The 21,805-nt window shown below is 63.1% G+C and carries 17 protein-coding genes and 1 riboswitch; of the genes, 8 read left to right on the top strand and 9 right to left on the bottom strand.

Annotated features, from left to right (window positions below; all coding sequences use genetic code 11):
- Positions 1 to 22 precede the first annotated feature (22 nt).
- Positions 23 to 874, top strand: coding sequence for an oxidoreductase (locus tag HBN54_RS07005; RefSeq protein WP_168672470.1), 852 nt, complete (start codon positions 23 to 25; stop codon positions 872 to 874).
- A gap of 211 nt (positions 875 to 1,085) precedes the next feature.
- Positions 1,086 to 1,925 carry an FRG domain-containing protein gene (locus HBN54_RS07000; protein ID WP_168672469.1) on the top strand — a complete coding sequence of 280 codons (840 nt, stop codon included), beginning with the start codon at positions 1,086 to 1,088 and terminating at the stop codon, positions 1,923 to 1,925.
- A gap of 9 nt (positions 1,926 to 1,934) precedes the next feature.
- Here HBN54_RS07000 and HBN54_RS06995 read toward each other — a convergent pair whose 3' ends face one another.
- Positions 1,935 to 2,846 carry a fatty acid desaturase gene (locus HBN54_RS06995; protein WP_168672468.1) on the bottom strand — a complete coding sequence of 304 codons (912 nt, stop codon included), beginning with the start codon at positions 2,844 to 2,846 and terminating at the stop codon, positions 1,935 to 1,937.
- Between the two features lie 96 nt (positions 2,847 to 2,942).
- Positions 2,943 to 3,671, bottom strand: a complete 729-nt coding sequence (locus tag HBN54_RS06990; protein ID WP_168672467.1) for a DUF2490 domain-containing protein — start codon at positions 3,669 to 3,671, stop codon at positions 2,943 to 2,945.
- A 226-nt stretch (positions 3,672 to 3,897) separates the two neighbouring features.
- Between HBN54_RS06990 and HBN54_RS06985 the strand changes: the two genes are divergently transcribed.
- The gene (locus HBN54_RS06985) at positions 3,898 to 5,529 is read left to right on the top strand and encodes a GMC family oxidoreductase (protein WP_168672466.1); all 1,632 of its coding nucleotides are present in this window, start codon (positions 3,898 to 3,900) and stop codon (positions 5,527 to 5,529) included.
- A 411-nt stretch (positions 5,530 to 5,940) separates the two neighbouring features.
- Here the strand turns inward: HBN54_RS06985 and hrpB are convergent, their stop codons facing one another.
- From hrpB to HBN54_RS06970, 3 genes are all read right to left on the bottom strand, one after another.
- Positions 5,941 to 8,595 carry an ATP-dependent helicase HrpB gene (gene hrpB / locus HBN54_RS23435; RefSeq protein ID WP_235955416.1) on the bottom strand — a complete coding sequence of 885 codons (2,655 nt, stop codon included), beginning with the start codon at positions 8,593 to 8,595 and terminating at the stop codon, positions 5,941 to 5,943.
- Positions 8,596 to 8,640: 45 nt separating this feature from the next.
- Entirely contained in the window at positions 8,641 to 9,429 is a 789-nt protein-coding gene (locus tag HBN54_RS06975; protein ID WP_168672465.1) for a YqjF family protein, read from the bottom strand.
- A 62-nt stretch (positions 9,430 to 9,491) separates the two neighbouring features.
- Positions 9,492 to 9,824, bottom strand: coding sequence for a rhodanese-like domain-containing protein (locus tag HBN54_RS06970; RefSeq protein WP_168672464.1), 333 nt, complete (start codon positions 9,822 to 9,824; stop codon positions 9,492 to 9,494).
- Positions 9,825 to 9,897: 73 nt separating this feature from the next.
- Between HBN54_RS06970 and pnuC the strand changes: the two genes are divergently transcribed.
- Together pnuC and HBN54_RS06960 are read left to right on the top strand one after the other, a co-directional pair.
- Positions 9,898 to 10,545: a nicotinamide riboside transporter PnuC gene (gene pnuC / locus HBN54_RS06965; RefSeq protein WP_168672463.1), complete on the top strand. Its 648-nt coding sequence runs from the start codon at positions 9,898 to 9,900 to the stop codon at positions 10,543 to 10,545.
- Positions 10,546 to 10,681: 136 nt separating this feature from the next.
- Positions 10,682 to 12,127 (top strand): aldose epimerase family protein, encoded by a 1,446-nt coding sequence (locus HBN54_RS06960; protein ID WP_168672462.1) that lies wholly within the window; start codon positions 10,682 to 10,684, stop codon positions 12,125 to 12,127.
- Positions 12,128 to 12,329: 202 nt separating this feature from the next.
- Here the strand turns inward: HBN54_RS06960 and HBN54_RS06955 are convergent, their stop codons facing one another.
- The 3 genes from HBN54_RS06955 to HBN54_RS06945 all read right to left on the bottom strand — a co-directional run bounded on the left by HBN54_RS06955 (position 12,330) and on the right by HBN54_RS06945 (position 14,780).
- Positions 12,330 to 13,343 (bottom strand): Brp/Blh family beta-carotene 15,15'-dioxygenase, encoded by a 1,014-nt coding sequence (locus HBN54_RS06955; protein ID WP_168672461.1) that lies wholly within the window; start codon positions 13,341 to 13,343, stop codon positions 12,330 to 12,332.
- Between the two features lie 146 nt (positions 13,344 to 13,489).
- Positions 13,490 to 14,263, bottom strand: coding sequence for a bacteriorhodopsin (locus HBN54_RS06950; protein WP_168672460.1), 774 nt, complete (start codon positions 14,261 to 14,263; stop codon positions 13,490 to 13,492).
- A 292-nt stretch (positions 14,264 to 14,555) separates the two neighbouring features.
- Complete coding sequence (locus HBN54_RS06945) at positions 14,556 to 14,780, bottom strand: hypothetical protein (RefSeq protein WP_168672306.1); 225 nt, start codon at positions 14,778 to 14,780, stop codon at positions 14,556 to 14,558.
- A gap of 162 nt (positions 14,781 to 14,942) precedes the next feature.
- A riboswitch (TPP riboswitch) is annotated at positions 14,943 to 15,046 on the top strand.
- A 60-nt stretch (positions 15,047 to 15,106) separates the two neighbouring features.
- On the opposite strand from HBN54_RS06945, the gene HBN54_RS06940 reads away from it, so the two are divergent.
- Positions 15,107 to 17,620 (top strand): TonB-dependent receptor, encoded by a 2,514-nt coding sequence (locus HBN54_RS06940; protein WP_168672459.1) that lies wholly within the window; start codon positions 15,107 to 15,109, stop codon positions 17,618 to 17,620.
- Positions 17,621 to 17,777: 157 nt separating this feature from the next.
- On the opposite strand, the gene HBN54_RS06935 is transcribed toward HBN54_RS06940, so the two are convergent.
- Positions 17,778 to 19,541, bottom strand: a complete 1,764-nt coding sequence (locus HBN54_RS06935; protein WP_168672458.1) for an APC family permease — start codon at positions 19,539 to 19,541, stop codon at positions 17,778 to 17,780.
- 204 nt (positions 19,542 to 19,745) lie between these two features.
- Here HBN54_RS06935 and HBN54_RS06930 point away from each other — a divergent pair, with 204 nt between their 5' ends.
- On the top strand, positions 19,746 to 20,981 hold the full coding sequence (locus HBN54_RS06930; protein ID WP_168672457.1) for an acyl-CoA dehydrogenase family protein: 1,236 nt from the start codon (positions 19,746 to 19,748) through the stop codon (positions 20,979 to 20,981).
- Positions 20,982 to 21,387: 406 nt separating this feature from the next.
- A complete protein-coding gene (locus HBN54_RS06925; RefSeq protein WP_168672455.1) occupies positions 21,388 to 21,735 on the top strand; it encodes an HIRAN domain-containing protein in 348 nt (115 codons plus the stop codon).
- The last annotated feature ends 70 nt before the right edge of the window (positions 21,736 to 21,805 follow it).

Genomic DNA, 21,805 nt, shown 5'->3' with positions numbered 1-21,805 from the left:
CATTTCTAAAGAATGATTTATTATGTCTGATTCAACTGCCAAAACCTGGTTTATCACCGGGGCCTCGTCCGGCTTCGGCGAAGCCCTGGCCGACTACGTTCTCGAAAAAGGCGACCGCGTGGCCGCCTCCTTCCGCAAGCCCGAGCAAGCGGATGAATTTACCAAAAAAATCGACGGCCGCACCCTCGGCGTAGTGGCCGACGTGACCAACGAAGCCCAGGTGAAAACTGCCGTGGCCGACGCCATTGCCCATTTCGGCCAGCTCGACGTCATTGTCAACAACGCCGGCTATGGCTCCATGGGCAGCATTGAAGAGGTGCCGGCCGAAGAAGTGCAGCGCCAGTTCGACGTGAACGTGTTTGGCGCGCTGCACGTGCTGCGGGCCGTGCTGCCGCAGCTGCGCAAGCAGCGCTCGGGCCACGTGCTCAACATCACCAGCATCGGCGGCCTCAAAACCTTCCCCGGCGTAGGCATCTACAACGCCTCGAAGTTTGCCCTGGAGGCCATTGGCGAGAGCCTGAGCCAGCAGGTGGGCCCGCTCGGCATCAAAGTAACCAACATCGAGCCCAGCGGCTTCCGTACCAAGTGGGCGGGCGAGTCGGCGACTATTGCCACCACCGAAATTGAGGACTACCAGGCCACCGTGGGCGAAAACCTGCGCGGTATTCAGGGCTACAGCGGCCGCCAGCCCGGCGACCCCGTGCGTGCCGCCAAAGCCATGTATGAGGTAGTGCAGATGGAAAACCCGCCCCTGCACCTGCCCCTGGGCAAGGCCGCCGTGAAGGGGGCCCGCGAGAAATTCGCCACCATCGCCAAGGAAGTGGAGCAGTATGCCGACATGGGCGACGCCGCCGATTTCCCGGCCGGGGAGTAGGGCTGGTAGAAGGGAAACCCCCCTCCTCAGATGAGGAGGGGAGTTTTTGCGCAGCAAAAACGGGGGTGGTTGAACTCGTTGAACGATGCCGTGCGCTAGTCGTCTCAGCATCGTTCAACGCCCTGACCACCCCAATTTCAGCTTCGCTGAAATGTCCCCTCCTTGGTAAGGAGGGGATTTTTTCGTTCTAGGTCCGGCGTATCTTCGCCCCATGCCCTTATCCGCCAACGATTACGAAGCCACTTCCTGGGAAGACCTGCAACGGCTGCTGTTCCAAGACACCTGGGATGCGCGCATTGGGCGGTTCCGGTCGCCGTTTGTGTACCGGGGCGGCCGCTCGCGTCATTTTCAGCTCGAAACCAGCTTGCAGCGCCTTGGCGGCGAGTACCATAATCTGGAGCATCACCTGCTGCGTAATTTCCGCAAGTATGCCCGCGAAACCGACATGCCGGCTGCCAACACCAGCACCTGGGACTGGCTGGCGCTGGCCCAGCACCACGGCCTGCCCACCCGCCTGCTCGACTGGACGTATTCGCCCTACGTGGCCCTGCACTTCGCCACCGACGACCTCGACGCCTACCACGAAGACGGCATTATCTGGGCCCTGAACTACGTGAAGGCGGCCGAGCACCTGCCCCAGCGCCTGCGCCATGCCCTGCGCCAGGAAGGTTCCAACGTGTTTACCTCCGAGCTGCTGCTGCCCGTGAGCAGCAGCCTGCGCGAACTAGAAGAACTGCAGGCCGAGCCCTACGTGCTGTTTCTGGAGCCGCCCAGCCTCGATGCCCGCATCGTGCACCAATATGCGCTGTTTTCGCTGATGAGCACGGGCAAAAGCGTGCTGCACGACTGGCTGGCCGACCGGCCGGAGCTGTATTTCCGCATCATCATTCCGGCCCGCCTGAAGTGGGAAGTGCGCGATAAGCTCGACCAGGCCAATATCACCGAGCGGGTGCTGCTGCCGGGCCTTGGGGGGCTTAGCCGCTGGCTGCACCGGCACTACTCGCCCCGCACCGACGGCAAGAACTTCCTGGACGACAATGAGATGCGGTAGGATTTGGGGCTAGGTCTGCCACGGCCAGTGCCAGCGGTAGGCATGCTCTTTGGCCCGTGCCCTTTGGGTGGCGGTGTGGCCCACCACCTGCACGTCCCAGATGAGACCCGTGGCGCGCAGGCCGGCCACCAGGTACCAGCCCAGGTCCAACTCGTACCATTCGGCGCTCATTTTGGCCGAACTGGGGTGGGCGTGGTGGTTGTTGTGGAAGCCCTCGCCGAATGACAGCGCGCCCAGCACCCAGCTGTTGTAGCCGTGCTCGGTGGCATCGTCGATGGCGTAGCGGGCGTAACCGTATTTGTGCGTCATAAAGCCCACAAACCAGTGCCCCAGTATGCTCACGCTCACCCGTACCGGCACGCAGATTATCATGGCTTCGAACCCGAAAAAGGCCCAGATGAGGCCGGCTAGGCTGATAACGTGCAGGTGCCAGGTTTTTTCGAGGAAGACCAACCAGGGGTCGTGCAGGTCCTCGTCGGGAATCTGGTAACGGCTGATGTCGCCGGGCACCAGGTCGAAATGCAGGTTCCAGTAGTAGTCGCGGGCCAGGGAGTGGTCGTAGCGGAAGTAGGGCGGGCAGTCGAGCCGGTTCTGCCAGTAGTCGCGAAAATAATGCACCCGCAGCCACGAAATCGGCCCACCCAGTCCCGACAGCACCGCCAGGTAGGCCAGTACGCCCCGCGTGATGCGCCCGCACCGGTAGGCGTGGTGAATAATGCCCCGGTGCAGGCCAATGGAGTGCCCCAGCCCCACCGTGAGCACCACCAGCCCCGCCGAAGCCAGCCCCCGCGGCCCCGACCAGCTCGACCAGCCCCAGCCCAACGCGGCCGCCAGCATCAGGTACATCCAGCTGTTATGGAGCCAGCCCGGCCGAAGCTGGTCGCCGGCTAGCACGGGCGAATTGGGGGTGAAATCCGGCATCGGAGCAGGTGTTTTTTGTTGCTACTACGAATGTAGCGCCCGAAATTCCAACCTGCAACGGCTTGGTAAAGCAGGCGAAACCGGCATCTGAAAGCCCTAGCGGCGCACCAGCGAGAGGTGGCTGGGAGCGGCCACCGCCACGCTGAGCTGCACCGCGTTGCGAGCCAGGGCGAAGCCCAGGTTGCCCGCCGACTGAGTTTGGTGCAGGTAGGCCAGCTCTATGGTCGCCAGCGGGCTGAAGCGGTAGCCCAGGCCGGCGCTGGCGCGGTTTTCTTCCAGAAAGCTGCGGCCTGCCTGCTTGCCCAGGCTGGCAAAAAGCTCATCGGCTACTACCACGTAGGCGCTGCCCACGGGCAGCAGGCCACCCGAATGCAGCGGCACCACCAGCCGGAGCTGGTAGCGCAGGCGCGGCGCAAACCGAAAGGCGGCTTCCGGCAGCGGGCGCAGCCACCGCTCCTCGGCCCGCAGGCGGTGGCTGGCGCGCACCGGCCCTTTCACATCGGCGAGGATTACTTCCTGGTAAAAGCGGTGCTCGGGCACTCTGGGGCCATCGGCCGGGCCAAGTTCGTTGGCCGCCAGTACGTAGCCGGTGCTCAGGCTGAAACTGGGTGCTACGTGCAGGCGCAGCCCCAGCCGCCCCAGCTGCTGGGCACCCAGCTGGGCACTGCTTTGGCGGCTCTCTACTTCCGAATACAGGGTCCAGCGCCCTCGTAGCGGCAGGTCGGCGCTGAGCTTCAGCCAGCCTACGGGAGCCCCACCACCCTGCGCCAGCGCAGGGGTGCCAAAAAGTAAGGCTAGCGGCAAGAGGCGGAAGAGGTGTTTCACTCCCTCAAGTTACGTAATTGTTACGTCATATTGCCTCCTGCTGCATGCCATCCATAAATACTGGTTAGCGGGTGCCGCTGCTGGCTGGAATCAAGGTTTGAATTTTATTGTGTGGTTAGGCCGGGCGCGCTGGCTGCCAGTTGGAATAGTGTGCTATTTATCATAGCTTTAGGCATCTTACGGGCCGGCTCCAACTGGCTTTTACCAACCCAACCAATTCCCACCCATGACCCCAACGGAATACGATTACATTGTGATTGGCGCCGGCTCGGCCGGCTGCGCGGTAGCGGCCCGGCTCAGCGAGCGGCCCGAGCTGCAGGTGCTGGTGCTGGAAGCCGGCGGCCCCGATGCCCAACAGGAGATTCACGTGCCGGCCGCCTTCCCGCACCTCTTCAAAACGGCCCTCGACTGGGACTACATGACCGTGCCGCAGGCCGGCCTCAACGGGCGGCGCGAGTTCAACCCCCGGGGCAAGATGCTGGGCGGCTCCAGCTCGATGAACGCCATGATTTTCATGCGCGGCAACCCCAACGACTACAACCGCTGGGCCGAGATGGGCAACCGGGGCTGGGCCTACCAGGACCTGCTGCCCTACTTCCGCAAAACCCAGCACCAGGAGCGCGGCGAGTGCGCCCACCACGGCGTGAACGGCCCCATCAACATCGCCAACCTGCGCGACCCCAACCCCCTGAGCCTGGCCTTCGTGGAAGCCGCCACCCAGGCCGGCTACGCCCCCAACGACGACTTCAACGACGGCGAGCAAACCGGCTTCGGCCTCTACCAGGTGACGCAGAAAAACGGCCTGCGATGCAGCGCCGCCGGCGGCTACCTGCACCCCGCCCTGGCGCGCGAAAACCTCACCGCCATTACCCACGCCCACGTCACGGAGCTGCTGATTGAGGACGGCCGCTGCGTGGGCGTCGCTTACATGCACGACGGCCAGCCGCAGCAGGTGCGGGCCCGCCGCGAAGTCATCCTCAGCGGCGGCTCCATCAACTCGCCGCAGGTGCTGCTGCTCTCGGGCATCGGGCCGGCCGAGCACCTGCGCCAGCACGGCATTGAGGTGAAGCTCGACCTGCCCGGCGTGGGCCAGAACCTGCAGGACCATATGTTTGTGCCCGTGGCCTACCACTGCACGCAGCCGGTTTCGCTGGCCGATGCCACGTCGCCCGAGCAGGGAGCCCGCTTTCAGAACGAGCAGATGGGCATGCTCACTTCCAACATCGGCGAGGCCGGCGGCTTCATTGATTTGGGCATCGACGGCTCGCCCGAAATTCAGTTTCACTTCGGGCCCAGCTGGTTCATTCATCACGGCGCGGGCAACCCTGCCGGGCACGGCTACACGCTGCTGCCGGGCGTGGTGCGCCCCCACAGCACGGGCAGCGTCACGCTGAACTCGGCTGACCCGTTCGACAAAGCCCTGGTGGACCCCAACTACTACGGCGACCCGCACGACATGGAGCTGATGAAGCAGAGCGTGGCCGCCGCCTTCGCCATTGCCGAGCAGCCCGCCTTCGCCCCCTACCGCGGCGAGCGCCACTTGCCCGGCCCCGACGTGACCACGCCCGAAGCCCTCGAAAACTTCATCCGCGACTACACGATGACCATTTACCACCCCGTGGGCACTTGCAAAATGGGCCACGACGCGCTGTCCGTGGTCGATGACACCCTGAAGGTGCACGGCATCGCCGGGCTGCGCGTGGCCGATGCCTCTATCATGCCCATCATCATCAATGGCAACAGCAACATCCCCACCATGGTCATCGGCGAAAAGTGCGCCGATATGATACTGCAGGAGCTGGACGCCGCCGGCCAAGCTCGCGACATGGTCGCGGCCAGCGCCTCGGCTGCGGAATAGCGTAGCCCGGGCCGCGCGCGCAGAATCCGTAGTCCAAGTTGCGGAGTAGCTGGTTAAGTCCCAGCGGAGCGGCATATCGGTAGAAGAATCAGCGTAATGAGCCATAAAGCCCCAACGGGTCGACACTCGTCCAACGAATGTCGCCCCGTTGGGGCTTTGACCTTTTTTTACTGGCTTTACTACCGATATGTCGCCTGCTGGCAGGGCTTATGCACCAAATTGGTTGCCGGATTTTGCCCGGCGCTTTAGCGCCGGGATTCAAGGCCAACGTTGTTTCGGGGCTTTAGTCCAGGGTATTTTCAGGCTGCGCATGGGCTAAAGCTCCAAGCTCCAAAAGAAGGGACGAACCCAGCATCCCGGCCCTAAAGGGCCGGGCAAATCTAATGCGCCATGTTTGGTGCGGAAGCCCTATTATCCCAGCCGCCGCTTGGTAAGTTTGGTCGGAATGTGCTCCATCGGCTTGTCGGGCCAGGGGTGGCGCGGGTAGCGCCCCTTCAAATCCTTGCGCACTTCAAAGTAGCCCTTCTCCCAGAAGCTGCGCAAGTCGCGCGTTACCTGCGCCGGGCGGCCGCCGGGCGAGAGCAGATGCAGCAGCAGCGGCACGCGCCCGGCCATCACCGTTGGCGTTTCGGTGAGGCCGAATAACTCCTGGAGCTTCACGGCCAGCACCGGGGCGGCGGCGTCGCTGTAATCCAGGGTGATGTGCGAGCCGCTGGGCACTTCGAGCGCGGCCGGGGCGAGGCGGTCCAGCTCTTGGCGCTGGTTCCAGCCGCCGGGTAGGCGGGCTAACAGCGGCTCGTAGAGGTCGAGGCGCTGCACCTGGTCGAGGGTTTTGAGGCCGGCGAGGTGCGGGCCGAGCCAGTCGGCCAGCTCCAGTGCTAGTGTGGCATCATCAAATGCCGGCCACGCCTCCGCCCCTTCGGCAACGGGGAAGTGCTGCCCCAGAAACGCCAGCCGCTGCTGGAGCTGACGGGCAGCGGGCGTCCAGTTCAGCTTGCTCACGCCGGCTTCCTGCAAATAATCGAGCAAGGCCCGCGCCACCAGCACCGCATCGGGCTGGCCGATTACTTTTTCATCGAGCAGCAGCGCGCCCAGGCGGCGCACGCGGCGGCCGGTCACGCGCTGGGTGGTGGCGTCGTAGCGCACTTCGTCGGTGGTTGTAATCTGGTCGGCGAAGGCCAGCTCCAATTCATCCTGACCCAGCGGCGCGGCCAGCGTGGCCCGTGGCGCCGAGGCCGTGCCCGCCAGGTGCGCCACCGCGAAAAATGTGGCTTGCGGGTCTACGTCGGTGGTGTTCAGGCTCACGCGCTGGCCGGTTACCAGGCGCAGGCGGTCGTGGGTTTCGCGCTGGGCCAGCCGGTCGGGGTAGGCCAGCGCGGTGAGCAGCCCCACGGGTGGGTGGGTGGATTGGTGGGTTGGTGAGTTGGCCGGCTTGCCCAGGCGGCCGGTGAGGTTGCGGGCCACGTCGCGCACCCGTTGTAGCGTGGCGTGGTGCAGGGCCAGGCCGGGCAGGGGCGGGCGGCCACTTTGCAGCGCTTCGAGGCGCAGGCGCAGGTCGGGCGGAGCGGGGCGGGTGTCGGTAGGGGCGGCCCATCGCAGCAGGTCGCGCTCGGCCAGCAAAGCGGCCAGGGAGGCGGCGGCCGCGCCGTGGCCCAGCTCCTGGCCGCGCACCACGAGGTGGCCGAGGCGGGGCGGCAGGCCCAGGGTAGCTAATTGGCGGCCGTGGGGGGTCGGTTTTACAGGGGAATTAAAAATTAAAAATGAGGAATTAAAAATGGGTTGCTGAGCACCGGTTTCGCCCGCTTTATCGCCCTCATTTTTAATTTTTAATTCTTCATTTTTAATTAATTCCAAAGCTCCCAACCTGACCAACAATTCCTGCGCCTGCCCGAACGCGGCGGCCGGTGGCACATCCAGCCAGCGCAAACTCGTAGGCTCAGCCGCGCCCCAAAGGGCCAGCTCCAGGGCAAGGCTGCTGAGGTCGGCGGTGTGGATTTCGGGCGGGCGATGGGCGGGCAGGTTGTGGTGCTCGGCTTCGGTCCAGAGGCGGTAGCAGGTGCCGGGGCCGAGGCGGCCGGCGCGGCCCCGGCGCTGGTCGGCGGCGGCGCGGGCCACGGGCACGGTTTCGAGAGTGGTGAAGCCGGTGCGCGGCACGAAGCGTGGCACCCGCGCAAAGCCGCCGTCAATTACCACCCGCACGCCCTCGATGGTGAGGCTGGTTTCGGCAATGCTGGTGGCGAGGATGACCTTGCGCCGGCCGGCTTTGGCGGGGCGCAAGGCAGCGTCCTGGGTTTCGAGGGGCAATTCGCCGTGCAGCAGGTGCAGGTCGATGTTATCGGCCAATGATTCGAGCTTGCGGGCGCTGCGCTGCAAATCGCCCACGCCGGGCAGGAACACCAGAATATCACCTTCCGGATGTGTGGTCAGCGCCTCCCGCACCTGCTTGGGCACCAGCTCGGCCAGCCGCTCGTTGGGCTTGTTGGGCAGGGCCGAGGCACGGCGCGGGTCGAGGTAGTGCGTGTCAATCGGAAACAGAAAACCGGCCGACGACACCACCGGCGCGGGCAGCCACTGGCCCAGCCGCTGGGCTTCCAGCGTGGCGCTCATTATCAAAATGCGCAGCTCGGGCCGCAGCACGGCCTGCGCATCCAGCGCCAGCGCCAGGCCCAAATCAGCGTTCAGGCTCCGCTCGTGGAATTCATCGAACACCACGGCGGCCACGCCCTCCAGCGCCGGGTCATCCTGAATCATGCGCGTGAGAATGCCTTCGGTGATGACTTCCACGCGGGTGTCCTTGCTCACTTTGCTGTCGAGGCGCACGCGGTAGCCGATGGTGCGGCCCACGGGCTCGCCCAGCAGCTGGGCCAGGCGGGCGGCCGCGCCGCGCACGGCCAGCTGGCGCGGTTCCAGCACCAGAATTTTATCGTCGGGGTTGCGCCATTCGGCGGCCAGCAGCTCCAGCGGCACCACGGTGGTTTTGCCCGCGCCGGGCGGCGCTTCCAGCACCACGCGGCTGTTGGCCGCCAGGGCGGCCCGCAGCGCAGGCAGCGCCGCAAGGATGGGCAAATCGGGGAGGGGTGGCAGGACGAATGGCTTATTCACTGCCCAAAATTACACCCGCTGCATGGGCCACAGCTCCACCTGCACGGGGCCACCGGCGTGCACTACCGGCGGGCCGGCCGGCGTGGGCAGGCCGTGGCCCTCAATCAGGGTCGACTCCAGGTGCAGGACCTGGGCCGTGTGGAGCGGCCACTGCGTGTGCGCTATCCGGCCCCGGTAGAGCTTGGTTTGGGCCTTGTTGCTGGTGTAGAGCGCATACCGCTCGGTGAGGAAAAATGCCAGCGAGCCGGGCTCGGCGGGCGGCAGCGGGGCCCCTATTTTCCAGGTGGCGCGGAAGCTGGCGGGCGGGGCCCCGCCGTGAGTACGCAGGGCCGTGAACTGCCGCAAATCGGCGCTGGGGCTTTCCATGCGCATGGTGGCGCGCAGGTAGGGCAGGTTGAAAAACATGCGCGCCACCCACACAGCCAGCGCATTGGTGGCATCGAGCGAGAAAAACCACACGCCCGGCACCCCATCCAGATGCACGTAAGTCCGTACGTTCAGCTCCAGAAACTGGTGCGTGCCGGGCACCGGCGGGGTGAAGCGGGTGCGCACTTTGCTCATCTCAAACGGCACGATGGCCAGCCAGGCCATGCCGTCGTGGGTATCAATTTTGAGGCGAGGCGGCAGGTGCGGCTGCAGCAGCTCGGCCGGCACGGGCCAGTGCAGAAACAGAAGGTCGCTCCACTGCTGGCGCAGCAGGGGCTTGCCCATGGGCCGCTCGCGCAGGGCCAGGCGGTCCGAGAGGGTAGGGGCGTGGGGAGAAGGCGCGGGGCTGGTGGGCAGCGGAAAATCAGGCATGAGGGGCGGCGGCGGTTGGCAGTATAACAACAAACCCCGGCAAGTGGCGGCCGCGGCTCGGCCTAGTACGTGGGAAACGCCGGGTCGACTCGCAAGGCCCAGGCATCGACGCCGCCGCGCAGGTTGATGACGTTGGTGCGGCCCAGGCGCTGGCGCAGGTAGCCCAGGGCGTGGGCCGAGCGCACGCCCTGGTGGCAAATAACCACCACCGGCCCTTCGGTGCGGATTTCGGCGGCGCGGCGCGGCAGCTCGTCCAGGGGCAGCAGCAGGCTGCCGGGCAGGTGGCAGTACTCGAACTCCATTTCCTCGCGCACGTCGATGAGCTGAATGTCGTCGCCGGCCTGCAGGCGGCGGTGCAGGTCTTCGGGGCTGATTTCGAGGGGGCTGTTTTGCATAATGCGGGGAGTTGAACGACAAAAATAGGCCCGCCGCGCCCTACCTTGCAGCTTCCTATCAGGACCTGCCCGCGTGTTTGCTCTTTTGTTGCTCGATATTCCGACCTCTTTTGTGCAGTACTGGCACGCCACCACCCCGCTGGAGCTGGTGGCCGTGGTTACGGGGTTTGCCTGCGTGTGGCTGGCCGCGCGCGAGTCCATCTGGAACTTCCCGGTGGCCATTATCAGCTGCCTGCTCTACGTTTTTGTCTATTACCGGGCGCGGCTCTATTCCGACTGCTACCTCCAGGTCCTGTTCATCGTGCTGAGCCTCTACGGCTGGTACGAGTGGCTGTATGGCGGGCGCAATGCCACCGAGCTGGGCGTGACGCACGCCACCCGCCGCGAGTGGCTGCTGGGCGCGGTGTTCGTGGTGGCCTTCACGCTGGGCTTTGGCTACTACCTTCATTATAACACCGATGCCTCGCTGCCCCACCTCGACAGCTTCACCACTGCCGGCAGCATCGTGGCCCAGTACCTGCTCACTCGCAAGCGCCTCGAAAACTGGCTGATTTGGATACTGGTCGACCTGATTTACGTGCCCGTGCTCTGGTACAAAGACCTGTACCCCACCAGCATACTCTACGCCCTCTACCTGGGGCTGGCTGCCTACGGCTACTGGCAGTGGCGGCGCGAGCTGGCCCGGCCCGTAGCCGCATTGCCCGCACCCGTTGCCGGCTAAACAGCGGCAGACTATTGTTACGTTGATTTGTTATGCCGGGAGGCACCCCCATTATCCACCCAGATAATGGCTTCCGGCGTATGGTTGCCATTGCTTCCCTCTCTTTTTCCTGCATCCGTTTTCCACCCCCTGTAAGTTGCTGCGCGTTTCCCTCACCGGCCCGGAATCCACGGGCAAATCGACCTTAGCTGCCCAGTTGGCAGCGCACTACGGCACCTCTTTTGCCCCCGAGTTTGCCCGCGAATACCTGGCCCAGTCCGGCCCGCACTATACGCCCGAAGACCTGGAGGAAATAGCCCGCGGCCAGCTCGCGGCCGAAGCCGAAGCCGCCACCCGCGCCCACAACAACCTGGTGTTCTGCGATAGCGACCTGCTGGTGATAAAGATATGGGCCGAACATTCCTTCGGCTCCTGTCCCGAATGGATTCTGCGCACCATCGACGAGCAGCAGTACGACCTGGCCCTGCTCATGGGCGTAGACCTGCCCTGGGAGCCCGACCCCCTGCGCGAGCATCCGCACCTGCGCCAGCATTTCTACGACCTGTACCGGCGCGAGCTAAGCGAGCGCATGGCCAACTTTGCCGAAATTTCCGGTTCCGGCGAGCGCCGCTTCGCCCAGGCCCGCTTTCTGGTTGATGAGTTGCTGCGCACGGCCGCGCAGCCCTCGGCTCACGTTTTAGAAGAACCCCGCATGTCGTACCGCACCACCCACTACACCCTCAATACGCCCGCCTGCCAGGCCACGTTTGCCGCCCGTGGGGCCGAGCTCACCAGCCTGCGCACCACCGCCGACGACCTCGAATACATCTGGCCCGCCGACCCCGCCGTGTGGGCCCGGCATGCGCCCGTGCTATTCCCGCTGGTGGGCCGCCTGCCCAACGATGCCTACTCCTACGAGGGCCGCGACTACAAGCTGCCGCAGCACGGTTTCGCCCGCGACCAGGAGTTTGCCGTACTGCGCCACACGGCCACCGAGCTGGTGTTCCGCCTCCAGCACGACGAAACCACCCGCGCCATATTTCCCTTCGCCTTCGAGCTCACCATCACCTACACCCTGCGCGATGCCGAGCTCACCGTGCGCTGGGACGTGCGCAACCCCGCCACCGATGCGCCATTGCTTTTCAGCATCGGGGCGCACCCGGCCGTGCGCTGCCCCCTCAGCCCGGACGAAAAGTTCGAGGATTACTACTTCGAGTTCGACCATCCCGTGACCCTGGAGCGCCACCTGCTGGCCGGTGGCCTGCTCACAGGCCTAACGGCCCCCGTGCTCACCCAGGCGCGCCAGCTACCGCTCACCTACCGCCTGTTTGCCGACGATGCGCTGGTTTTCAAGCACTACGATTTCTCCGGTCTCACGCTGCGTTCGCGCAAGTCGGCCCATTTCGTACGCTTTCAGTTCGATGGCTTTCCCTACCTAGGCCTCTGGACCAAAGGCCCGGGGGCCAGTTTCGTGTGTGTCGAGCCCTGGCACGGCATCGCCAGCGCCGCCGGCAAGCCCGGCGAGCTCAGCGAGAAAGAAGGCATCCTGACCCTGGAGCCCGGGCAGGTTTTCACGGCCGCCTACACCATTGAGGTGGGCTAGGAGCAGTGGTGCACCCGTTTGACTGCTTAGCCCAGATTGCGGACTAGCCGCGTAGCCGGCGGTAGGTTTGTAGGCAAAAGTTGATTTGAGGAAGTAAAGCCGCGTAGCAGTGACAGAAATACTGGGAAATCTGTCATCGCTACGCGGCTTTGTTCTTTTATCCGGTATTGCTACAAACATGCCACCGCTACGCGGCTTTTCCTCACCGCGCAGCTGGCCGCCACTGCGGGGCATCCATCACCAGCGTCACGAGCAGGGCGTGGGGCAGCGTCACGATGGAGGCCACCACCAGGGCCAGACTGAACCAGGCGGTTTCGTCGGGCAGGTGGGCGGCCAGCAGGCGGCCCAGCACCAGCAGCGCCACGCAGCTAATGAGCAGCAGCGGAGCCGCCCGCCGCAGAAAAAATGCCAGCCGCGCCAGCAAATTGCCCCGGCTGGTTCCCAGCTGCTGGCCCGGCCCGGCATAGCCAAGCCAGCCCGTGAGGCGCAGCACGTGCTGCAGGCTGTGCCAGAACACGAAATATACGCCCACCGACAGCTTGGGCGGCAAGGCCACAAACAGCACCGCCAGGATAAGGACTTCGCCCAGCTCGGCCGCCAGCAGCGGCCACTGCTGCCGGGCGGCATACCGCGCCCACAGCACCACATGCCCCACCGCTACCACCACCGCCAGGCCGGCCGCCCCGGCCGTAAACGTGCCGGGTCCCATCGTGCCCGTGCCCACAAACCGGAGCAGCCCGTTCACGATGCCGGCCGTTTCGGTGGGCCACTGCCAGGCGGGCACGGCAAATAGCAGCAGGCCCCGCAGCAGGCTATGCGCCAGCCACCAGCCGGCCGGTACCAATGGCCCGGCCGGGGCATCGGCCGAGCCCCAGTGCCACACCGTGAGCAACAAGAAGCCAGCCACCGTGGCCGCCGGCCAGCGCCACCACAGCAGGCCCACCGCCGCCGCCAGGCCCAGGTAGCCGGCCAAAAACCGCAGCCAGTAGCGCCAGCCGTCGGCCGTGCTCCCCGGGTGGCTGGCCGGCACCACAAACTGGTCGCAGGCGCCGTGCGCCACGCCCAGCACTACCATGCCCACGGCCAGCGGCAGCCCCAGCAGCAGCCCGGCCCGGCCCGGAAAGGCCGCGCCCAGCCCCACCAGCACCAGCACGGCCGCGTAGGAATAGCGCCGCTGAGACCAGTCAGAAGCCAATGCGCCAAGCGAGTTAGTCATAAGTGAAAGAGGAAAAAAGCACTACAGGCTGAACTGCACGGCCGAGGCCGTGCAATTCAGCCTGTAGGCCGGGGGGTGAATGGCGGGCAATTCTGCTCGCCACCGAGCCGGAAAAGGGTGCCGCCACTGGGCTGCCCCCCTCAAAGCTAGACGACCGAAACCGCGTTAGCCGGAGCCACTTTCACGGCCGACTCGCTGCGGGCAATGCCGTACACAACCAAGCCAAAGCCGATTTTGTTGATGGCATCGGCAATGTTATACAGCAGGTCGAGGTCGTGGGGGCGGAGCAGGCCGGCCCCATCGGGCCCGAGCCAGCCGCCGGGCATAGCCATGTAGCCAATTGGGTAAATGGCCCAGCCTACGAGCACGAACCAGGCCAGGGCGCGCACGCCCTTCTGCACGGCTACCGAGTTGGAAGCTGCCGCCAGCTTCGCCACTTCGCCCATCCAGGCCGAGTACAGAATGTAGAGGTAGCCCAGTGTCGAGAGCGAGCCCCACAGCACCGAGTGCCCCATAGAGCCATCGGTGAAAGCTTCGCCGATGTAGCCGAACACGAGCATCACGACTGCCGCCACAATCAGCTTGTAGAGCAGCGACACCTTGGCCCCGGCGGCTCGCACCAGCAGGTAAAATTCAACCACCATCAGCGGCACGGTCAGCGTCCAGTCGATGTAGCGCAGGGCCACGGGCGTCTCGTGGGTACTCACGTAGTAATCGCGCATGTAGTAATAGTGCACCGCCGCGATGCCGGTAATCAGTCCCGAAATCAGCAAAGATGTTTTCCACTTATCGGCCACGGTACTGCGCTCAAATAGGAAAAACACGGCCGCCGCAGCCATTGCCATATATCCCGTAAAAAACGTGAATGCCACCGGGTCGTCCACGGGAATGCGCATGATATCCAGAAACAGGTTTTGCATGGGAAAAAGGGTAAGGGTGAGGATTGTGCGATATGCACGGTTCTAATGTAAGATATTTGCAATATAATTGTTTAATATGTTTGGGTATTTGATTAAACAAAATAATAAAATGCCCGAAAATAGCTCGCCTGGGCACTTTCTATATTTTCGAAATTATGGTTCGCAATTGCAGGTAAACCAGAAGCCGATACGCCGCGAGCCCCCGCCGGCCGCCGCACCCTAGTGGGGTGTCGGCGGCCGGCGGGGGCTCGCGGTGAATGATGGGGATGCGGGAGGGGGCGGCTTTCAGCGGCTACACTTCCACCCGGCGGCGGTTATAGTCCGGCTCCCAGTCGTTGATGGGGCGCGAAATGCCGGGCGGCAGGTCCAGGTCGGGCAGGCCGGGGTCGTGGGGTTCGCCGCCGTCGTCGTCGCCGTCGTGGGGCGGTGGAGGCGGCACTACGCGGCGGCGGCGCGGCAGCACCAGCACAAACAGGAAGAAGGCGCAAAAAGCAACGGCGTAGATTAAGCTGAACATAACGAAAGCGGCTAAAGCGGTGCGGAGCTTATAACGTAGGCCCTCGGCCCGACGTTCCGCCGGCCGACGTCCCTAAATTAACTGACAGTCAGCAAACCGCCACTCGCTTAACCAACGAATAATAAAAAAAGATATGGCCTGGCACGACGGGCCGTATCTTTGCGGCATGTTTAGGGGTGCTGATGTTGGGTACAACATCGGCTGAGATGATACCCATCGAACCTGAACCGGGTAATGCCGGCGAAGGGAATAAACTATCCACGGACGATTCTGCGGCCGCTCCGACCCCTGGGGCGACGGCACGTTCCACTTTTCATCCCATCTTTTTGAAAACTGTACTCCTTGCGGGGGCGGCACTGTGCGTGCTGGTCGCCGCGCCGGCGTGGGCACAAGGCCCCGTGTCCGGCACCGTTTTGGCCGATGTGCTCCACATCAGCGAAACTAATCCGGTTGCTAACGCGACCATTCTGCTGGATGGCAATGTCGTTGGCACCACGGGTGCCACCGGAGGGTTTGCAATCGCCGTAGTGCCTCCGGGCACTCACGAGCTGCGGGTGATACGGGACGATTTTGCGTCGAGCTCCGTGACTATAAAGGGCTCGGCTGAACCCCAGAAACTGGGCGATGTCGTTTTAGCTGCTTTTGCAGTGGTCACCCCCGAAGCCCTCGTGACGGCCAGCCGCGCCAACGACCGCACTGCCACCGCCTACACCAACCTCAGCAAGCAGGACCTCGCCAAACAGAATTTCGGCCAGGACCTGCCCTATCTGCTCAACCAGACGCCCTCCGTGGTGGTGAATTCCGATGCCGGAGCCGGTGTGGGCTACACCGATATCCGCATCCGGGGTACGAGCAATACGGGCATCAACACCACCATCAACGGGGTGCCGCTGAACGACCCGGAATCGCACGGCGCGTTCTTGATTAACCTGCCGGATTTGGCTTCGTCCATCAACTCGCTGCAAATTCAGCGCGGGGTGGGCACCAGTCAGAACGGCGGCGCGGCCTTTGGGGCCAGCATCAACGTGAGCACCCTCGACAACCGCCGCGAGGCCTACGCCGAAACCCAGAACACCTACGGCTCTTACCAGACCTGGAAAAACAACGTGTCGTTTGGCACAGGGCTCATTAACGGCCATTTCACCGTCGATGGGCGGCTGTCGCGCATTGCCTCCGATGGGTATATGAACCGGGCGGCTTCCGATTTGAAGTCTTACTACTTCGCCGCCGGCTATCAGGCCAAGAACACGCTGCTGAAATTCATCACCTTCTCAGGCCGCGAAAAAACCTACCAGGCCTGGAACGGCGTGCCCGAGCCGGCCCTCTCCGGCGACCGCGCCCGGCTCCAGACGTTCATCAACAACGGCGAGCTCACGGAGGCCGATGCCGCCCGCGTGCTCCAGGAAGGCCGCCGCTACAGCTCCTACACCTACGGCAACCAGACCGACAACTACCAGCAGAACCACTACCAGCTGCACCTTTCGCAGGGCCTGGGCCAGCGCTGGAACCTGGCGGGCGCGCTACACCTCACGCGCGGCTTTGGCTACTACGAAAGCTACCGGACCAACAAAAAGCTGGCTGATTACGGCCTGAACAACGTGGTGCTGGGCAGCACGACCATCAAGCGCACCGATTTGGTGGACCGCAAGTGGCTCGATAACAACTTCTACGGCGGCACGATGGCCCTGAACTACCAGCCCACCGACGGCAAGCTGCAAGCCACCCTCGGCGGGGCCTGGAATCGCTACGACGGCGACCACTACGGCGAAATCATCTGGGCGCAGTATGCCTCCAACGGCCAGCTCGGCCAGCGCTACTATTTCAACAACGCCGTGAAAACCGACTACAACGCCTACGCCCGCGCCACCTGGCAGGTGCTGCCCATCCTGGGCATTTACGGCGACGTGCAGGTGCGCCACATCGACTACCGCATCGACGGCCTGGAGCCTAAAAAGCAGGATGTGACCACCCGTGCTAAGTACACCTTTTTCAACCCCAAGGCCGGTGCTACCCTCAGCCTGGGCCAGGGGCAGCAGCTTTACGGCAGCTTCGCGGTGGGCCAGCGCGAGCCCGTGCGCTCCGACTTCACCGACCGGCCCGTGGGCGACCAGTCGGCCCAGGCCGAGCGCCTCGAAGATTTTGAAGGCGGCTACCGCCTCACCCGCACCGACCTGCCTTTTCTGGGCCCCAATGGGGCGCTACGCCTTGAAGCCAATGGCTTCTATATGAACTACCGCAACCAGCTGGTAGCCACCGGCCAGCTCAACGACGTGGGCACGGCCCTGCGCACCAACGTGGCCCGCAGCTACCGGCGCGGCGTGGAATTGTCGGCCTTCCTGTCGCTCAACGACAAAATCAGCCTCAGCAGTACCCTCACCCTGAGCCAGAACCGCATCCTGAACTACCGGGATGTTTCCTATAGCTACGACACGGTAACCTACGTCGTCACCACCAATGCCGCCGAAGCGCGTACGTCCACCATCTCGTATTCTCCGGGCGTCGTATCGGCCCACACGCTGGAAGGCCAGCCGCTGAAGGGCCTGCGCGTGGCCCTACTCCTCAAAACCGTGAGCCGCCAGTACCTCGACAACTCGCAGAACGACTACCGCAGCATCAACCCCTACCAGACGCTCGATTTCCGCCTGCGCTACGCCCTGCACCCCCGTTTCATGAAGGAAATTGAGCTGGGTCTGCTCGTGAATAACCTGCTCAACCGCGAGTACGTGGCCAACGGCTACACCTATACCTACCAAGGTGACGGTGCTCAGCAGAGAACCTTCAACTGGTTCTACCCGCAGGCTACGCGCAACTATCTGGCTTCGGTAGGGCTGAAATTCTGACCACTGATTTTTCGGATTTTAGCGGATTTCACGGATTTTGTAGTCGATTAAAAAAGGAAAAAGGCTTGCCAAATGGCAAGCCTTTTTTGATTCACGCCGACCGAACAAAATCGTCCACAAAATCCGTGAAATCCGCTAAAATCCGAAAAATCAGTGGTCAGATGATAAGGCGCACGCCGCCCAACTCCGAAATCTGGTAGGGGAATTTGTCGCCGGGCGAGCCGATGAACATGAAGTTTTTGGGGATGCTCCATTCCTGCGACAACTCGTCAATCAGCTCCGGGCCGAAGGTGCCGATGCGCGTCACAAACTCCATGTGAATGTTGGGGTAGGCGCGGTCCAGCACGTTCAGGTCGGTGAGCAGGCCCTCGGGCACGGCCTGGTCGTCCCTCAACAGCATCACAATTTTGAGGCGGTTGGTGAATTCATTTTCCTCCACGTAGGTCATCACCTTGTTGAGGTTGGCCACGTTGTCGCCCTTCGTGAAATACACAAACTCCTGCTTGTTAAGGTCATGCACCAGGCGTCGGATGGTGACCTGGCTGCTGATAGCCGCCCGTCGAAACCCTTCATAGAACGACGTGGCCCCGGCCAGCACCAGGTTGAGAATGGCGATGCGCTCCAGCATGGCATACACGATGAGGGCCGACGGGATGAAGTATTGCAGGAACACCACCAAATAGGCCGGATTCTTCGAGATATTGCCGTACAAGCCGGCCAGCACGCCCACCAGCGCCAGAAAAACACTGAATACGCCTGCGTACACCGGCCGCGGCAGCTTGCCGCGCTTCACCTTCAGTAGGAAATTGCCGATGGCGAAAAAGGCCATCACCGCCAGAAACGAGATGGTGTACACGCCCGCCAGCGTTTCGAGCTCGCCCTGCGTAATGGCCAGAATGGACACGCACAGCGCAAAAAAGATGGTCAGGATGATGTAGTTGGCCCCCCGGCTGTTTTCCTTGAGAAAAAACTGCGGCCAGATGCGGTCCAGCGCCATGCGCTTTATCAGGCCGCTCACGCCCACGAAGCTCGTGAGCACGGCTCCGGAAAGCACCGTCACGGCATCGATGGAAATAACCGTGGCCAGCCAGGGACCGCCGGTTTGCTCGCCCAGATAAGAAAGCAGCGTTTCCTGATGTTCGCCCACCGTGGCCAGCGGCACCACGGCCACCGCCAGCAGGGCAATCACGGGGTTGAAGAAGCTCACCACCAGCCACATATTGCGCAGCGTTTTGAGGAATACGCCGGGGGCCTGCTCCTCCACGAAGTTGGCCGAGCTTTCGAAGCCCGAGATGCCCAGCATGGCCGCGCTAAACCCCAGGAATAGCGCCACCAGTATACTGCCGCCTACCACCGGCTGCGCATAGTTGAGGTGCAGCGTGGTGAGGCCGTGCTGCCACACAAACCACCCGCCCGCCAGCACCAGCAGCGTGAGCGAGATGAGGTGGGCGATGAAAATAACCACCGCGACAATGGCTGATTCCGACATGCCCGCCGACGTGAGCAGCAGGAAAAACACCAGCAGCCCGGCCGTGGCCCACAGCACCGGCAGGTGCGGAATGGGCGCAATCAGGTACAGGTAGTTCATGCCCTCGCCCGCGCTCAGCACGGCCGTGGCCATGTACGACAGGATGGTGAGGCAGGCCGCAATGGCGGCGTTGCTCTTGCTGGTGGTGTTTAGCAGCACGTTGTAGGCGCCGCCGTTGAGGGGCAGCGCTCCTACTACCTCGCCGTAAATCTTGCGGAACAGGTACAGCAGCCCCGCCACAATGAGCAGGGCAATCCAGGCATACTGCCCGGCAAAACCGATGGAAAGTGCCGATACGTAGAGGCACGACGACGAAATATCGTTGCCGCAAATGGCCGTGGCTTCCAGCTGATTCAGCTTTTTATGATGAACGGCGGGTAGGGGAGTGGGCATAAGGAGCGGGTTGGAGGAACAAAGCGGGTGGCGTGAGCGGCGGCTCACCCGGGTGGGAGTGAGGTAAAGAAACGAGAAATTGCCGGCCGTGGCCGAACCGACGGCCGATTATTCGGCTTTAGTACTTACTCCCAGGCGCTACCGCCCAGCGGCCGGCCTGTTATCTTTGCTGAAATTCCCACCTCCAACTCCCAATCTCCGCCCATGTCCTCCGAAGCCGACGTTCTCTCCCCCGAAGCCAAAGCCCACACCGCCCAGAAAGGCAGCACCAACGCCAACGGCTTCACCGATTATTTCGACCTCGACGGCCTGCTGACCGAGGAGCACCTGCTCATCCGCCAGTCCATCCGCGATTTCGTCAAGAAGGAAATCAGCCCCAACATCGAGAAATGGGCGCAGGACGCACACTTCCCGAGCGAAATCGTGAAGAAGTTCGGCGACGTGGGCGCTTTCGGTCCCACCATCCCGCAGGAGTACGGCGGCGGCGGCCTTGACTACATTAGCTACGGCCTCATCATGCAGGAAATTGAGCGCGGCGACTCCGGCATGCGCTCCACCGCCTCGGTGCAGGGCTCGCTGGTGATGTTCCCCATCTATGCCTACGGCTCGGAGGAGCAGCGCAACAAGTACCTGCCCAAGCTCGCCAGCGGCGAGTGGCTGGGCTGCTTCGGCCTCACCGAGCCCGACCACGGCTCGAACCCCGGCGGCATGACCACCAACATCAAGGACATGGGCGACCATTACTTGCTGAACGGCGCCAAGCTCTGGATTTCGAACTCGCCCGAGTGCCAGGTGGCCGTGGTGTGGGCCAAAAACGAGCAGGGCCGCATCAAGGGCGTCATCGTGGAGCGCGGCATGGAAGGCTTCAGCACCCCCGAAATCCACAACAAGTGGAGCCTGCGCGCCAGCACCACCGGCGAACTGGTGTTTGAGGACGTGAAAATCCCCAAGGAGAACATTCTGCCCAACATCGACGGCCTCAAAGGCCCGCTGTCCTGCCTCGATTCGGCTCGCTTCGGCATTGCCTGGGGTGCCATCGGCGCGGCCATCGACTGCTACGAATCGGCCCTGAAGTATTCGCTGCAGCGCGAGCAGTTCGGCCAGCCCATCGGCGGCTTCCAGCTCCAGCAGAAGAAGCTGGCTGAGATGATTACCGAAATCACCAAGGCCCAACTCATGGCCTGGCGCCTGGGCGTGCTCAAAAACGAAGGCAAAGCCACCAGCGCCCAAATCTCGATGGCCAAGCGCAACTCGGTCGATATGGCCCTGCACGTCGCCCGCGAAGCCCGCCAGATTCACGGCGGCATGGGCATCACGGGCGAGTATCCCATCATGCGCCACATGATGAACCTGGAGTCAGTGATTACCTACGAGGGCACGCACGATATTCACCTGCTGATTACGGGTGCAGATATTACTGGAATTCAGGCGTTTAAGTAGGTTTTGGCCGAAGTTTGCTTAGATACTAGTCACATTGCCGGCCGCTTCATCTGAGGCGGCCGGCTTTTATTTACCTCAAACCAGCGGCACCTTCTACTTGGAATTAATTCTTATTCTTGTCTTAGCTGCTGTAGTGCTTGGAGCAATATGTTACCCGCTGGGCTGGCGTGGCACGTTGCTTTGGTTGCTTGCTTGTGGCATAGTAACGCTGTTCGTGAGGGGCATAAACTGGAGGGGTGACGGCGGCTGCGATGGAGGCCTGTGCATATTTGGTTACTTAGCCGGTGGTGTAGCTTGGTTAGCCGGCTGTGTAATCGCTTGGTTAATCTCTTTTAATGTGCTGTCGGCAGAATACCGCCATTGGTGGGACCGTAAAAACCCGCCGCCTATGCCGTAATTTGGCCCCATGATGAAAGTCGTCCCTGCTACCGAACCCCTCGTGCTGCTCGAATGCCTCGTGGCCGGCACCTCGCACCGCCCCAACTTGGAGAAGTACGAGCCCAAGCTCAAAGTGGGGCAGGCCCTGCAGCTCAGCCGCGAGCCCGACAACCACTACGACGACTGGGCTGTGCAGGTGCACACCGCCCCCGCCACCGACCCCGCCAACGTCTGGCTCGGCTACTTGCCCGAGGGCCGCAACGAAACCGTGGCCCGCCTGCTCGACGCCGGCAAGCACCTTACAGCGCGTCTCAATCACAAATCCTGGGAAACCGACTGGCTGCATCTGGACATTGAAGTGCTGCTGCACGAGTAGTAGCGGTTTTTGTTAAGAAGCACGTCATGCCGAGCGCAGCCGAGGCATCTCGCTCGCTTCATTGACCGAT

Source organism: Hymenobacter artigasi, assembly GCF_012275535.1.
GTDB classification, from domain to species: Bacteria; Bacteroidota; Bacteroidia; order Cytophagales; family Hymenobacteraceae; genus Hymenobacter; species Hymenobacter artigasi.
This window is presented reverse-complemented; position numbering and strand designations above follow the sequence as displayed.

Excerpts from the sequence above, each read along its gene's own strand:
- HBN54_RS06985 (WP_168672466.1), top strand. The coding sequence starts at position 3,898 with ATGACCCCAACGGAATACGATTACATTGTGATTGGCGCCGGCTCGGCC.
- HBN54_RS06930 (WP_168672457.1), top strand. The coding sequence starts at position 19,746 with ATGTCCTCCGAAGCCGACGTTCTCTCCCCCGAAGCCAAAGCCCACACC.
- HBN54_RS06935 (WP_168672458.1), bottom strand. The coding sequence starts at position 19,541 with ATGCCCACTCCCCTACCCGCCGTTCATCATAAAAAGCTGAATCAGCTG.
- HBN54_RS06975 (WP_168672465.1), bottom strand. The coding sequence starts at position 9,429 with ATGCCTGATTTTCCGCTGCCCACCAGCCCCGCGCCTTCTCCCCACGCC.
- HBN54_RS06950 (WP_168672460.1), bottom strand. The coding sequence starts at position 14,263 with ATGCAAAACCTGTTTCTGGATATCATGCGCATTCCCGTGGACGACCCG.
- HBN54_RS07005 (WP_168672470.1), top strand. The coding sequence starts at position 23 with ATGTCTGATTCAACTGCCAAAACCTGGTTTATCACCGGGGCCTCGTCC.
- HBN54_RS07000 (WP_168672469.1), top strand. The coding sequence starts at position 1,086 with ATGCCCTTATCCGCCAACGATTACGAAGCCACTTCCTGGGAAGACCTG.
- HBN54_RS06955 (WP_168672461.1), bottom strand. The coding sequence starts at position 13,343 with ATGACTAACTCGCTTGGCGCATTGGCTTCTGACTGGTCTCAGCGGCGC.
- HBN54_RS06970 (WP_168672464.1), bottom strand. The coding sequence starts at position 9,824 with ATGCAAAACAGCCCCCTCGAAATCAGCCCCGAAGACCTGCACCGCCGC.
- HBN54_RS06925 (WP_168672455.1), top strand. The coding sequence starts at position 21,388 with ATGATGAAAGTCGTCCCTGCTACCGAACCCCTCGTGCTGCTCGAATGC.
- HBN54_RS06995 (WP_168672468.1), bottom strand. The coding sequence starts at position 2,846 with ATGCCGGATTTCACCCCCAATTCGCCCGTGCTAGCCGGCGACCAGCTT.
- HBN54_RS06945 (WP_168672306.1), bottom strand. The coding sequence starts at position 14,780 with ATGTTCAGCTTAATCTACGCCGTTGCTTTTTGCGCCTTCTTCCTGTTT.